Genomic DNA, 15,025 nt, shown 5'->3' on the forward strand with positions numbered 1-15,025 from the left:
ACTGAAGATTGAACGTTCAGTGGCGGAACGGGCTGCGGGACGAACTCGGTAGTGTGGTTCTCAGACGGACAAGATTACGAAGAGGCCTCTACCAACTCCGTTTCACACCCCACATTGCTGTCAGCCTCGTCAACTTCCGTTCCTCCCATTTCCTCAGTCACCACCGGATCACGGGGTATGACCAGCGTATCCTTCCATCGGATCATAACCGGGCGCTGATCACTTATCTTCACGATACTCGCCTCCTTCCGCAGTACGTTCTTCAGCTTGTCCGAGTCGGCAAGCCAGAGGGGGGCTGCGTCAATCCCCCCCCAGCATGATGTCTACGAGGATGAACGGGCGTAGATATCCATAAAACTCTATTTTTGCCCTGTGTGCTTTTAGGGGAAGCTAACGGTATTCGATTTACCAAACGTTGAGTGGTCGGCTTGGTGGTGGGGCAACTCCACTGTCCATCTCCATCTCGTTTGGCAAAGTAAATACCATGCCTCGAAAATAATAGTATAGGCGAGCTGGGATGCTAGTTTTGGAGATTGCAAACTTGGGAGGTGCCCATGGGCAATTGGCTACCAATTGGGCTGGTTTCTGTGATCGCTAACTCTGGAATCCTGACACTCATATTCTTTTTCCTCAAATCTAAGTACGATCACGTTTATTTAGCGTATTGGGGGTTAGCATTCGCCGCATTCTCTGCAAGAAGTGTTTGCATTCTGGCAAATGTCCTGATGGGAGAAGGCAACAAGGTGTTGTTGTTTGGCGAGCAATGTTTAATAATGATAGCGGCACTGCTTCTTTATAAAGGTATTACTTCTTTTGCGAGGAAGGTATTTCCGAAAAGATTATATGTATTTTCTTTACTATTTATACTTTTTTTATCTATAGCAGCATTTTCACAGAATCTCTGGAGTTATATATACATACCAAGTTATCTGTCTTTGGGAACAATATTTATATTGTGTAGCCATATGCTTTTCCGCCTCGACAGTGATTACGGAGATGTAGGGCGCAAATTATCTGGTGCAGCGTTTGCGCTTTGGGGGTTGCACCAATATGATTATCCATTGCTGCGCCACATTGCGTTTATAAGTCCTTGGGGGTTCCTGTTCGGTTCGCTAATGGCCTTGCTCGTTGCCATAGGCACCATCATCATGTTCTTTGAAAAAATGCAGATTATCCAGCAACAGCAGGAAGATAAGTACCATTTCGTTCTTCAGTCTGCCATTGATGGGTTCTTTCTTCTTGATGATCAAGGGTATGTTAAAGAGGTTAATCAATCATACTGCCGCCTTACTGGTTTCCCTGCACGCGCTTTGCTGGGCAGGCATGTTGTCGAGCTTGATGCCGTGACGCATCCAAACGAACTTAATGGAATCTTGATAGAAACTAGAGGAAAAGAGTTTAGCCGCTTTGAATCGAAGCATAAGCGAGTTGATGGCAGCGATTTTGACGTTGAGGTGAGTATCCAATACCAACCCCTTGGTACGCCATATTTCAGCGGGTTCGTGCGTGACATCACTGAACGAAAAGCTTCAGAATTGGCCCTTTACGAGAGCAATGAGAAGTACAAGAACCTATTTGATACCATAGATGACCCCGTCATGGTGGCAGAGGTGGCCACCGGAATTATCCTTGAGTGCAATAAGGCGGCCGAGCGGTATTTTGGACGTTCCCGGGATATGCTTGTGGGCCAGCGCCAGAAAAGCGTCATGCATCCTGTTCAAGCTGAAGAGGAAGACTGCTTTGCTGTCGACTTTAAAGCTCACGTGGGAACCGAAGGTATCACGCAAGATGTCACTGTGCTGGCCAACGGCAATATGCTTCGAATCGTCTCAATTCGCACTACTCCAATAAATATCCAAGGGAAGAATGCCATTCTTGGCATATTCCGAGATGTCACCGAGCGCACCAGAACGGAGGATGAATTACGAAAGTCCGAGCTGACCTTGCGCACCCTGATGAATAGCATCCCGGATCCTGTTTGGCTCAAGACTCCAAACGGTGTGTATATGCACTGCAACGAGGCTTTTGAGCGTCTCTCCGGCAAGAAAGAAGCGGAGATGCTCGGCAAGGACGACTATGCCTTCTTCGACCAGGAATTGGCGGATTATTTTAGAGAGAAGGACTTGTTGGCCATTAAGGCAGGCTCTCCCAGCATCAACGAAGAATGGTTGACTTACGCCGAAGATGGCTACCGTGGCTTTTTTGAGACCATAAAGACGCCGATGAAGGGCGCTCAAGGCCAATTGATAGGCGTGTTGAGCATCGCCCGCGATATTACCCAGCGCATGCGAAACGAAGAGGCCCTCAGGGAGAGGGAGATGTTTCTTCAAGAGATTCAGAGAATCGCCATGATCGGGGGTTTGAAGGTCAACATCAATGAAGACTATCTGTTCTGGAGCGACGAGGCTAACCGCATCATAGAGATGCCCATTGACTATAGGCCGAGTCTCTCTGAAGGCATGCAATACTTTTCGCCTGAGTACCTTCCGCAGATAAGGCAGGTGCTGACCTCGGCTCTGACCGATGACGCTACAAACGACATGGAGTGTGAGCTGACAACCGCGAAGGGCAAACGCAAATGGGTCCATCTGCGCGCGGTTGGCAAAATGGAAGCTGAAGACCGCACTTCGGTAATCGGCATAATTCAAGATATCGATCAACGTAAAAAGGCCTCTCTTGAGCTGCTTGAGGCTAAAGCCAGAGCAGAAGCAGCTAACAAGGCCAAGTCAGAGTTCCTGGCGAATATGAGCCATGAAATCCGTACGCCGCTCAACGGAATTATGGGCATGCTCCAATTGTTATCGGCCGTTGCCAAGTCTCCAGAAGAAAAGGAATACCTGGATAAAGCCATTAACTCATCCGACAGGCTCGCGAGTTTGTTATCTGACATTCTTGACCTCTCGCGGATCGAAGCGGGCCTGATGCCTGTACGAGTGGAACAGTTCGAAATTCATAGTCTAATGCAGTCGGTTGTGGATTTGTTAAGCATGAGCGCCAAGGAAAAGAGTCTCACGCTTGAATGTGGCATTGATGAGCGTCTTCCGCATGCCGTGCTGGGCGATGAAGTTAGAGTGCGACAGCTGTTGCTTAACCTTACCGGCAATGCCATCAAATTCACTCGGCAAGGGACTGTGCGGATCGACTTTTTCGCCCTGCCCAGAAGGGGGGCAGCCGTCTGCCATATCCTCTTTGTCGTACAAGATACCGGGACAGGAATATCGGAGGAAGCGCTAGAATACGTTTTCGAACCCTTTGTACAAGAGGAAAGTTCCTATGTACGCCGGTTTCAAGGAGCGGGCCTAGGGCTAGCTATAGTAAAACGGATTGTGAAGTTGCTTGAAGGAGGGCTCGCCATAGACAGTGAGCCTGGAGTGGGGACTTCGGTGTACGTCTCAATACCGTTTGGGATAAACCCCGAACTATCAGTATTGCCCGAAGCGACCATCAAGTCGACACGCGCGGAAGGACAGCGCGTTCTTCTGGCCGAAGACGACGGCGTGACGCGAATTGCGACGATGAAGCTCCTTGAGCTGGCAGGATTTCAAGTGACGGTGGCCGTGGACGGGCTAAACGTTTTGCAGTGTCTTGAAGAAGGCTCTTTTGATATAATCCTGATGGACATTCAAATGCCAGAGTTGGACGGCGTCGAGACTGCCTTGGCCATTCGTAGCCAAGAGCGTTTCAAGAGGGTGGCGGACATCCCCATTATTGCCGTTAGTGCATACACAATGGTCGGAGACAGAGAAAGGTTTATGGCTGCCGGAATGGATGATTACGTAGCCAAGCCAATTAATATTACTACACTTACGGCTTTAGTACTTAAGGTCATCGAGAGACGAGCGCTAAAGTCTTAATCTGAGATGGCCGGCCCCCCCAAAAAAAAGGGTGTGCACCATTCATTTACGTCTAGGGTGCTTCATTGAGCCTAGAGGCGCCTTTCAAGTGAACCTTTTGTCCAGCTTTGTGGGTCCAAAATGTGTTGCGCTTGCTGCCACATTTCTAAATAGGTATAGGATGTGAGATGGAAAACGAGCTGAATATCCCCGGTCGGCAAATGCCGCCAATTGCCCGGCTTTACTCTTCTTAATCTCAAATATCTCATTGAAGTACAAGAATAGTCTTTCCAGTGGGGTTGTATGGCATTCAAGAGATCATCGGTTCAATCCCGTTCAGTTCCTCCACGCGAACACAAGCGGTTATGTCGAAAGACATGGCCGCTTTTTCTTTGTTGCTGAATGTTCACTGAATCTCAGTGTCGCTGATGTGTTGGACTATCGGGGGAGGTGCTTGGGATATTTGGGAACTGACAATACACCATCACTGAAGATTGAACCTTCAGTGGTTGAAATGCGCCTTGATCCAAAAGTCATTTGTGAAAGGTAAATGCAGCGTGGGCAGTTTCAGGATTGCTTCAAGCCTGCCAATTCGCCCATCTCGCCTCTTCGAGAATTATCGGCTATAGGGATGAATGAGGTGCAGCCCCTGAGGGCGTGTTACTAATTTTGTACTTGGTATAAAAAACTTGGGCTGGTCAATGTAGATATTACATAAAGCCTATATTGGCACATGTATTGATGTAAGTTTTTAATATTTACGCTGTGAATGTTGATTGAGACTTCATACCTTTTGGTGGTTGGAGTTGAGCCACCATGCCTCTCCTGCCAATCATGAGCTGGTCACATCAAATACAATATCATACATGTATTAATAATTTGGAGATCTTCGAGCGGTGCATGGGAAAGTGTAAATATCAAGTATGTCGTAACGTTATCTTTTTGTTGCTGTAAATAGCATGATATGCATAATCAGTGTTGTTGCGACCAGTATGTCGAGTTGTGAATTGTGATTTTATTTGTATTAATTTCTGCAAGGGTGGGTGTGGGTAATAATATAATAGCTATATTGATTGTATTCTTGGAGTTGGTTGTAATTATCACTTCGGAATAAAAAGTATTTGTCCACTTAGTTTTGAGGTAAAGGATAAAAATGCATTCACCTATACATATTGGTATTTTGCATTCGCAGGAAGGGCCAATGGCTCCCAACGAGCTCCTGCTTATTAAAGCAGCCCTTTTGGCTGTTGATGAGATTAATGAAAAAGGGGGGCTGCTCGGTCGAAGGGTAAAGGCCCACATTCCGGAGTGGCTGTCTGATGCAGAATCCTTTGAAAAAGCGGCCAGTAGCCTTCTTCGCCAAATAAAGCCATGCGCTCTGTTTGGCTGCTGGACTTCTTCGTCAAGAAAAGCAGTAAAACGGGTTGTGGAGCAGCAGAATTCATTGCTCTGGTATCCTGTGCAGTACGAGGGATTGGAGCAATCTCCCAATGTCGTATACACTGGCAGCTGTATGAATCAACAGATCGCGCCAGCCGTTGAGTGGGCTCTTTCAACAGGGAAACGACGTTTTGCATTAGTTGGCTCGGATTATGTCTTCCCTCGTACGGCCAACAAGCTTGTAACATCTATGCTCGCCATGACAGATGCCCATGTCGTATATGAGAAATATAAGCCTCTTGATTGCAAGGACTTTTCCTCTCTTATAACTGATCTGCGCGAATCTAGGCCAGACATAATTATCAATACCGTCAACGGTATTGGCAATATCTACTTTTTCGAGCAAATGTACCGTGCCGGCATGCAAGAGCAAGGCATTACCTTGTCCATGAGTTGCACTGAGGATCTATATTCAAAATATTCTTATAGTCCCAAGGGGCACCTTGCATGCTGGGGATACTTCCAGTCTCTCGACAATCCTGACAATAGATCGTTCCTTAGAAAGCTTGCATCCGCCGGAATCTTTGTTTCTTCAGATCCCATAGCCACGGCTTACAGCCAGGTGCTATTGTGGGCCTCTGTCGTTGAGCGCATCGGCTCGTTCGATCATGTGGATGTACGAAACAACCTTGCAGGAAGTGGCATAAATTGTCCCCTCGGCCGATTAGAGATCAGGCCAAACCAGCATGTTCTTCGAAACGGCCTTATCGGACGATGTGACGAGCATGGACAATTCGATGTTCTTTGGCAGAGTGACGGGCCAATCGAGCCTCTGCCGTGGCTGGGGATTGAACAGACTGACTTGCCATTCAAGGGGCTGCTACTACAGGTGCTCAACCAATTGCCGCAAGACATAACAATGCGTGCTCAACTTGAAACAGAAGTTTTGGCGCGCAAGGCAATGGCAACTGCTCTGGAGAAAACTATCCGGAGACTCTCGGAATCAGAGGAGATCGCCAAAATTGGTGGGTTTGAACGCAATCTGGAGTCTGGTGAAGGATACTGGTCAGATACGTTATTCCATATCCTTGGTGAATCTCCTGGCAAGTTACGACCAAGCCTGAGGGAATTTACTCGCCATTTGCTCGAAGAAGATCGGCAGGATTTTGTTCGTGCAATTTCAAAATCGGTACGTAGCGCCACAGAATTGAATTGTCGATGCCGCATCCGGAGAGCAGACGGAAAAATTCGCCATGTGCAGGTACGCAACGTTGTGCTTTTTGACGAACATGGCTGTGCGAGCCACTACCATGGCACTGTGATGGATATAACTGACCAAGTGTTGATTGAAGATGCTCTTAAGGCGAATGAAGAGAGAATGCGTCTTCTCGCTCAAACAGACGCGTTGACTGGACTATTGAACCGACGAAGATTTTTGGAATTAGTGACTAAGGAAATAGAACGTAGCGATCGATATGCTCTGCCGTTTACGCTTATCATGTTCGACGTTGATAAGTTTAAATTGGTTAATGACACATACGGGCATGATGTAGGCGACAAGGTCCTGAAGAGCATTTCCGAGCGTGCCAAGGAGGTCGCACGGGAAGTGGACATAGTTGGCAGGCTGGGGGGCGAAGAGTTTGCGATTGCTTTGCCGCAGACAGGAATGGATGGTGCAATCGCAGTTGCGGAACGGCTCCGTGCGACCGTCGAGGATCATGTGATAACCATACAGAATCACGCCTTGCATTGCACAATCAGCCTCGGTGTGGCCGCCATGACAGGATGCATAAACAACGCTGACGGCCTCCTTAAAGCCGCAGATCTTGCGGTATATCGTGCTAAGAAGGAGGGACGCAACCGAGTGGAGAGAATGATCCCCGATGACTTCGCGTCTGCTTGCGCCTTGACGGAAAGCAATCAATGATTGGATCAAGTGCCCTGAGTTGCCGAAACGCCACTTGCTTACGGCGAATATCGTTTGTCTTGATACAAGCTTCGCCATCCTTGAGGAGGGCAAGGCTCTGTGTCTCAGTGAATCATCATTTTTTCATGGTCGTCTCCTGACATGGGTATGCCAGAAACTCTATTTTTGACCTCTGTCCATTTAGGGGAAGCTTACGCTTATAGGTGTAGGATATGAGACGGAAAACGAGCTGAATATCCCCAGTCGGTAAATGTCGCCAATTGCCCGACCTTACCCTTCATGATCTCCCGTATCTCATGGAAATGTCGAGACAATATTTCCCCTAGGGCGGCATGGCATTCAATCGGTCATCGGTTCAATCCCGTTCAGCTCAACCACGCGAACACAAGCGGCTAAGTCGAAAGACATGGCCGCTTTTTCGTTGATGCTGAATGTTCACTGAATGTCAGTGCTGCTGGTGAGCCGCATCTTCGATATCTGCGCTTGGGATATAAATGGGCCGGCGAAACACACCGCTGAAGGTTGAACATCCAGTGGGTGCAATGCGTCTTGAAACGTCAGGCGATCAGCCAGTTATCCAGTGTGTAGGGGTGAAACGAAGCATCTGATAATTCTTCGGATAACCCGACTCAGAACCAAAAGGCCGAATAACTACGTGGTGGCCTCGGTGGACGAGCTGGACGGTGAAGAGGGGAGCTGGGCTTTTTCCGAAGGAGGCAAGGAGGCTACCACTCCTGAAAGCCTCTGTGGTCGCTCCTGTGGTCTGTTCTTGAGAGAATGCGAGGGGGGGCTGTGAGGCAAGTCTGGCAGTATATGGGATCAAAGATTATTCGTAAGGTAATAGTTCAGCCGGAAGCTTCCATTCAGGGCTTCATCTCAGGGGTTTAACCTTGATCTCTGGCATGTTGATTCTGGCAACACGTATGTCCGCCTTAGCTAGTGGTTCAGTTCTCTCGGGTCACCTCTGCATAGCGTCTTTTTCGGGACTGTTCAGCGGAAACGCCACAGAACATGGGTTGTTGCTATTTGGTTAACCCCAAGGGGGAATCGTCTTTGTCCCCATAATTACACAACCAGTTCTCAAGCTTTATAAAGTGTTGATCCGCCATTGGCGGCACTATCTTCTGAAAACGCCAATGTTTTTGCACAAAAGTTGGTATCAAACGGGCTCCTCCTGCAAGCATACAGTATCGGGCTCCGACTTGCCCCAGCCATTTTTTTGAATAGATGCCTCTCGCAGTTGCTCTGCCGGAGATCAGGCTCTGCTTGAGCATGTCTTTCCAGAAGGCTGGGCGTGCTGCTTGATAATCTGTCCCAACCTGAACCTTTACCGGTGCGCTAGACAGATGTTTTGTACAGTCGATGGGAAAAGGCTGAGATGTGAAAGGGAAATTGAACATGCGCGGATCAAGTTTTTCCATGATCTTGAGAAAAAGCAGGCCGTTTTTCCTGTACCGCGCAGGAATACGAAGAAGTTGTCTGCACAGAGCAGCACTGCCAAAAGGGGTGCGAAGTGGTTGCCAAAAAAACACGATCGGATTCAGCCATTTTCCGCCTCCCAAATGATCTTGATTGAGAAAACAGCGAATATTATTAAGTAAATAGTACTTGAGATCTCTGTTCTCATCTCTACCGTAATCAGCATTATTTGAGATGGGAACAAATCGGGAGGAATTATATTCACAAAAATCAGATGAGAAATAAGTTTGAAACACAGCCTCACGTCTACTTTCTAGGGCGGAAAAATCAGGGGGCAGTCCTTTGAGATAGCCGGAAAAATGACCGTGAATGCCGTATTCCAACTTCACTGGCCTTAACGGCTCGTACAAGCACTTCTGCTGTTCCGATTCTGCCAAAATGTTTGGGTTTTTTCCGAGGTGTTGGACTTTATGGGGAAGGCCAAATGCTGCGCAGATCTGTTTCGCGATGAGAACATCTCGATCTTCACTCTCTGATAAGTCCGGACTGCATATGGTTACCCATTGCATGGATTGCCTTATGGTATCAGGCAGACAAGCCATCATGAGTCTGCTGTCATAACCGCCGGTTATAGGCAAGGTGGGAACTCGCCCATCTTGCAGAAAGGCGTACATGCTATGCCGCATATGCTCGCATAACAACTCGGCGGCAGCACCTAGAGTAAGTGAATCGTCTATTGTGTAGTCCCAGTCATCGTAGCAGGAGGTTGTTATGGTCAACGAGCCGTCGTTGAATGATATGCCAATATCGCTGGCAGGGGGTGCACTGTTGAGGTCCAGCAAAGGAGTGCGCCCGTCACAGCTGAACCCGTATAATGCCCAGTCTGCCAAAAACTGTGTGTCGAGTTTATGTGGCAGGCCAAGCTCAATAAGCACCTGATATTCACTGGCAAAGGCTATCCATCTGTCACGCTGTACAATGTAAAGGGGGTATAACCCCATGGCGTCGTTAACCATGCGGAGAGAAAGTGTTGTGCGGCAGTAGCGGGCAATGCAGAAGTGACCGTCAAGCATGCGCAGGCGATCCGCGTCAGTACTGAATATGCTGTTCAGAAAATCATGTCCCTCTTCTGAGTCAAGACTGCCCGGAAGTGTTCTTGAAAAGGGTGCGGAAAAGAATTCTCCGCCAATAATGTAGGTGTAGTTTCTTTTTTTATCACTGAAAATGCACTGTACTCCCTCTGGAGCAAAACCTCCGAGCAACCCATGGGCTGTGGGGCATGTTTGCAGAGAGCGCAGTCCGCTCAGTGAAGCGGCTTTGAGCATGGCAGCCTCCATGGCCTCGAATTCCTTGTCGTGAAGAAAAGGGGTGGCTGAAACCATGCCGAAAACTATGGTCATATTTTATATTCTTTTGAATTCTTGAATATTGATGTGCGAGAGGTGTTGTTTTTGGTTCGGATAAACAAAAGTGCGATAGGGAGCATGCACGCTGAGGTTAACGCGGCAATGAAATATACAGCAGAAAGGTGAAAAAGCCCTTCAGGGGTAGTGTTAAAAATTGGTATTGAATTGAATACAGAAGGATACCAGTTTATGGCATTTCTCAGTATCTGAAGAAAGAAAAGATGGATCATGTAGATAACGAGAGGAGCTTTGCCAAAAAGGTTAAAGATGCTCAGTGTAGGATTTAATAACGAAAGGCTGTGTTCATGGAAATATTCTACGGTAATATACAGAAAAAGGAACAGCCCCGTGGTAACGAGCAGGTAGTCCGCTTGGGGAGGATACTTCTGTACGTTGAGGAACGCAGTCAGAGAACTTGTATCTTCGCATTGCCATCGGATTACTGCAAAAAGGGCAAAGCATGCCAGTCCGGAATACGCCATGAGTTTTCGTCTTGCTTGCACGGAGCGGGCAAGGAGTACCGGGGCCCCCAAATAGCCAATCCACATTAGGCCGAACCAAGGTAAAACGGGGTATGAGGTATGAAAAGCCATGTTATGAGGCAGGACAAAAGTACCCGGAATGCAGAGAAGGGCACTCAGCAATTCTGGTAGCGTGTCGGCGCGTCCTGTGATGGCAGGGGCGATATATTGGGATAGAATGCAGCAGAGTGCTGCACTAAAACCAACTAGTCTTGGAATTGAAATAACACAGGCAAGCAAGACCATGGACCATCCTATGGCCCATATGACCTGCAGATAGGTCATGGAAAAATCCATACGATAATTCCAGCAAAACTTGACTAGTGAGAGTTCCAGCATGGCAATGAATACTCCCCGACGCAGCAGGAAGGGGCGGGTACCTCTCTCGCCATGCCGCAGGCCATATAAATGGGCGCTGGCACCAGCCAGAAGAATGAATGCGACGGCAGCAATATGCGTTATCCAGCGAGTGGTAAACAACGCCGGCGTTGTATGTTGTAAGTCGGTTGGTGAAAATATCGAGGGACTAAAGAAAAAACGAGTATGATCCAAAATCATGAGAACAATGACAATGCCTCTGACGGTATCAATGGCGGGCAGACGTTTCATGGGTATTGTTCGCTCGTTGCTTGAGTGTAGCCTGATTTGTATCAGTGGTGTCTGGATAATGAAGATTGCCCGGTGTATAATTTGTAGTAGCGCAAAGGAGGGCTCTGCTTATCTCTGGCTTACGGTAATGTAAAAGTTCTTTTTTAGATTATATCACAGCAATCATGATAGTTCAATGTCATATATTATTTTTGTTATGTCGGATTTCTTTCCATCAATACAAAGCAATCCAATGCGCAAAATGTTGTATGAGTCTTTGCTTATTATGGGAATAGCTAGTTAGGACACGCGGATTGAAGGGTATAATGGTGTCTCACTTGCCTAACGCTGCTGCATTCTCACAAGGCTGGAGCATATTGGTGGCCGAGGGAGTCGGAGGAGCATTAAGTTCGTATTTCGGTGCGCCCTTGATTATGAAGGGCGTGGAATCAGCGCCCCAAGTGTCCATCCGCGTGAAAAGGTAGTTCCGGCAACATCGTACCTTGTATCATTGTTCTCTATGGCTTGGAGAGCTTCTCCTCGGCGAATTTGTTGCTCTTTGTGTTGGAGTACGTAGTTGGCCACAACATTGCACAAGGGCTGGCTGCCGTTTTGCCCATGGCTCTTGGCGGCTATCTTAAATTGCTCTTTGCGTTGAGAATCAACCCTCGCGCGTATGGTTTCCTGCATGACGAATCTCCTTTGTAGCGACAATATGCTACATGGAACGGGGTGTAGTGAGGGGGGGGGCGATCCTCATGAGCGTAGGAAGTGGCCGGGAATCGAGCTGAATGTCCCCGGATCGGCAAATGTCGCCAATTGCCCGATTTTGCCCTTCATGATTTTCCATATCTCCCAGGAATACCGAGATAGGCTTTTCCATAGGGTCGCATGGTATTCAAGCGGTCATCGGTTCAATCCCGTTCAGCTCAACCACGCGAACACAAGCGGCTAAGTCGAAAGACATTGCCGCTTTTCGTTGATGCTGAATGTTCACTGAATGTCAGTGCCTCTGCGTGTTGAATTATCGGGGGAGGTGCTTGGGATATTTGGGTGTAACCTTCCCTTAAAATTGGACCAGCGAATGGTAGAGACATTCTGGGTTGAATGATGACAGCGTCTTGTCCCTGCGGATGCCTGAGCACATATCCTATGTGTCATTTGAGGCTAACTATGCCAACAAAGGGTGCTCAGTATCGGACGATGAACGAGGCGGTCGGTCTAGCTCCTGAAAAGTCAGAAGCAAGTCGAGGCGGAATACACCGATTCCACAATAAGGAAAGGGGGCGAGGCCTCATGCCGTCTGCTAAACAGCATAAGTTTATTCTTGCCATATAATATGATCCATACAATATTGCGATATGAGGTAGGTGCTCCATTCTTATGCACGCCAACTGATCAAGCAAACAATGAATTATATCCTCAAAAGGGGTCATTATGATTTTTAAATCGATAAAGACAAAAATTGTTTTGAGTTCTGCGTGCTGCATTTCAATTCTCGCAATCTCAATCGTAGCCTTGCAAGTCTACGAGCAGAATAATACCAGTGAGTTTGTAGGGATAAAAGTTGACAGCCTGATAGAAGAGTCAACAGCGAGAGGTTTGCTTGGAATTGCCAAGGGCGAAGCGGGAATAATTCAATCGAAACTTGAAAAAAATATTAATACTGCAAGAACCATCGCCAGTGCATTCAAATCAATACGATCTGACGATGAAAGCCGACATGCCATCGATATCAGAAAAGTTTTTAATGATATTCTTCTCACGGCTCTTAATGACAATCCTGAATTTCTGGGGACATACAGTGCATGGCAGCCCAATGCCATCGACGGCAATGACAGCGCCTACCAGGGCAAAACCGCTGATGGATATGACAACACTGGGCGCTTCGTTCCTTACTGGAATAGAGATAAAAATGGGAAGATAGCACGACAGGCACTCGTGGGCTACGAAGATGCAAGCCAGCACCCCAACGGCGTGCGCAAAGGCGGATGGTATTTGAGTCCACGGGAGCGTGGCAAAGAAAATATCCTCGATCCCTTTCCATACATTGTGCAAGGCAGACAGGAATGGCTTACCACCATGTCTGTTCCCATTCTGATTGATAATGAATTCCTTGGGATAGGCGGCACAGACTTGCGGTTGGACTTTGTGCAGCGGCTCGCTGAGGATGTCGCTAAAGGACTGTATGATGGCAACGCTATTGTACAAGTTATCAGTTACATGGGCATAATTGTCGCAGACAGCTCCAATGCAAATAATGTCGGGAAACCTATATCTCAGACGGACAACAAGTATGCAGCCCAAATAAGCCAGAAGGTTAAGGCCGCGGAGTTTTACATCAATTTAGGGAAAGAAGAAGGCACGGTTTTGGCCATGTCTCCAATACCGCTTGCCGAGACAGGAACCCCGTGGGCTGTGCTGATCACCGTACCAAGAAATATTGTGTTTGCTGATGCGATTCAACTAAACAAGGAAATGGCAGAAAATGCCAAAGACAGTATTCAGGCAGTCCTGGTGATCGGCATAGGATTGGCTGTCTTTGCATGCATTGCACTTTGGTTCCTTGCAGGCGCAATAGTGGCACCTGTAAAGAAGTCTGTGCGTTTTGCTGAAAGCGTTGCGAATGGGGACTTTGATCAGAAATTGGACATCAATCAGGCTGACGAGATAGGCATCCTCGCGGAATCGTTGCGAAAGATGGTCACAAATCTGAAGCGGATGATCGTTGAAGCCGAAGAGAAAAGTAAAGCCGCTGAAGAGGAAGCTGAACGAGCAAATACTGCTGTTGCAGAAGCGAACAAAGCAAAAGAACAGGCCGCAAGAGCTGAACGGGATGGCAAACTTCAAGCTGCTAGAGGTCTTGAAGAAGTTGTTAATATTGTAACTTCAGCTTCGGAACAGCTCATATCGCAAATCGATAAATCAACCCGAAGCACAACGGATCAATATGCCCAAATCAGCGAAGCTGCGACGGCGATGGAAGAGATGAACGTAACGGTGTTAGAGGTTGCAAAAAACGCATCAAGATCAGCTGAAACCGCTAATCAAACGAAGGAGAAGGCGCAAACAGGATCAAACATCGTCACCCAGGTTCTTTCCAGCATGGAAGAAGTGCAGTCCATAGCCAAGCAGCTCAAGAAAGACGTTACTATCTTGGGTGAAGATGCGAAAAGCATAGGGCAAGTTATGGAAGTCATATCAGATATCGCAGACCAAACAAACCTCCTTGCCCTTAACGCTGCCATAGAGGCTGCCAGGGCTGGCGAAGCCGGTCGCGGCTTTGCCGTTGTTGCTGACGAAGTTCGTAAACTGGCTGAAAAAACAATGACAGCGACCAAGGAAGTAGGGGCTGCCATCAAAAAAATCCAACATGGAACACAGGTTAACATAGTTCATGTAGAAACCGCAGTCACAAAAATTAACGAGACTGCAGAGTTTTCAGGGGAATCCGGTCAGGCACTTAATTCCATCGTTTCATTTGCGGATGAGACATCTGAACAAGTTCACAGCATAGCGACAGCATCTGAAGAACAATCCGCCACTAGCGAGGAGATCAACCGTTCACTCGCTCAAATTGCTGAAATTTCATCTGAAACAACAAGAGCCATGCAGGAATCAGCAAAAGCCGTTAATGAGATGGCAAGGCAGGCACAAGTACTGCAAAGCCTCATTACCCAAATGAAAAGTTAACCCTCGGCAGACGCTTTGTTGCGAACTTCAGACCTGATTTAAATATCTCAATTGTCCAAAACAGCCAGTCTCAACCGGCAGGGGCTGTAGCATGGGAGGGGTTGGCATTGGCCGGCCCCTCCATTCTTTTTCAACAAGACACAGAGGCGGTACATTGAGGATCTTCATACCCCTGTCTGCTGTAGGGTAATCTCCCCGAAAGAAGGTGCGTCTGAAAAGTAGAGTTTTCTCGTACCCCCCATGAGGATATCCTGCATG

At 47.7% G+C, this 15,025-nt stretch carries 7 protein-coding genes; 3 read left to right on the forward strand and 4 right to left on the reverse strand.

The features are described from left to right. Positions 1–74 precede the first annotated feature (74 nt). Positions 75–233 (reverse strand): hypothetical protein, encoded by a 159-nt coding sequence (locus HUV30_RS16110; RefSeq protein ID WP_174406524.1) that lies wholly within the window; start codon positions 231–233, stop codon positions 75–77. Positions 234–554: 321 nt separating this feature from the next. On the opposite strand from HUV30_RS16110, the gene HUV30_RS16115 reads away from it, so the two are divergent. After that, positions 555–3,854 carry a PAS domain-containing hybrid sensor histidine kinase/response regulator gene (locus HUV30_RS16115; RefSeq protein WP_174406525.1) on the forward strand — a complete coding sequence of 1,100 codons (3,300 nt, stop codon included), beginning with the start codon at positions 555–557 and terminating at the stop codon, positions 3,852–3,854. Positions 3,855–4,986: 1,132 nt separating this feature from the next. Beyond that, complete coding sequence (locus tag HUV30_RS16120; protein ID WP_276512323.1) at positions 4,987–7,140, forward strand: transporter substrate-binding protein; 2,154 nt, start codon at positions 4,987–4,989, stop codon at positions 7,138–7,140. Between the two features lie 1,022 nt (positions 7,141–8,162). Here the strand turns inward: HUV30_RS16120 and HUV30_RS16125 are convergent. From HUV30_RS16125 to HUV30_RS16135, 3 genes are all read right to left on the reverse strand, one after another. Continuing rightward, entirely contained in the window at positions 8,163–9,959 is a 1,797-nt protein-coding gene (locus HUV30_RS16125; RefSeq protein ID WP_174406527.1) for an asparagine synthetase B family protein, read from the reverse strand. Continuing rightward, the gene (locus HUV30_RS16130) at positions 9,956–11,095 is read right to left on the reverse strand and encodes an acetyltransferase domain-containing protein (RefSeq protein ID WP_174406528.1); all 1,140 of its coding nucleotides are present in this window, start codon (positions 11,093–11,095) and stop codon (positions 9,956–9,958) included. The genes HUV30_RS16125 and HUV30_RS16130 overlap by 4 nt, the downstream gene beginning before the upstream one ends. 411 nt (positions 11,096–11,506) lie before the next feature. Beyond that, the gene (locus HUV30_RS16135) at positions 11,507–11,764 is read right to left on the reverse strand and encodes a hypothetical protein (RefSeq protein ID WP_174406529.1); all 258 of its coding nucleotides are present in this window, start codon (positions 11,762–11,764) and stop codon (positions 11,507–11,509) included. Between the two features lie 747 nt (positions 11,765–12,511). On the opposite strand from HUV30_RS16135, the gene HUV30_RS16140 reads away from it, so the two are divergent. Beyond that, on the forward strand, positions 12,512–14,767 hold the full coding sequence (locus tag HUV30_RS16140) for a methyl-accepting chemotaxis protein (RefSeq protein WP_174406530.1): 2,256 nt from the start codon (positions 12,512–12,514) through the stop codon (positions 14,765–14,767). Positions 14,768–15,025 lie beyond the last annotated feature (258 nt).

It is taken from the genome of Desulfovibrio subterraneus (assembly GCF_013340285.1).
Taxonomy (GTDB): Bacteria; Desulfobacterota; Desulfovibrionia; order Desulfovibrionales; family Desulfovibrionaceae; genus Halodesulfovibrio; species Halodesulfovibrio subterraneus.

What these genes read in the sequence shown, in the direction of transcription:
- HUV30_RS16115 (WP_174406525.1), top strand. Translation starts at nt 555, where the DNA reads ATGGGCAATTGGCTACCAATTGGGCTGGTTTCTGTGATCGCTAACTCT.
- HUV30_RS16120 (WP_276512323.1), top strand. Translation starts at nt 4,987, where the DNA reads ATGCATTCACCTATACATATTGGTATTTTGCATTCGCAGGAAGGGCCA.
- HUV30_RS16125 (WP_174406527.1), bottom strand. Translation starts at nt 9,959, where the DNA reads ATGACCATAGTTTTCGGCATGGTTTCAGCCACCCCTTTTCTTCACGAC.
- HUV30_RS16130 (WP_174406528.1), bottom strand. Translation starts at nt 11,095, where the DNA reads ATGAAACGTCTGCCCGCCATTGATACCGTCAGAGGCATTGTCATTGTT.
- HUV30_RS16135 (WP_174406529.1), bottom strand. Translation starts at nt 11,764, where the DNA reads ATGCAGGAAACCATACGCGCGAGGGTTGATTCTCAACGCAAAGAGCAA.
- HUV30_RS16140 (WP_174406530.1), top strand. Translation starts at nt 12,512, where the DNA reads ATGATTTTTAAATCGATAAAGACAAAAATTGTTTTGAGTTCTGCGTGC.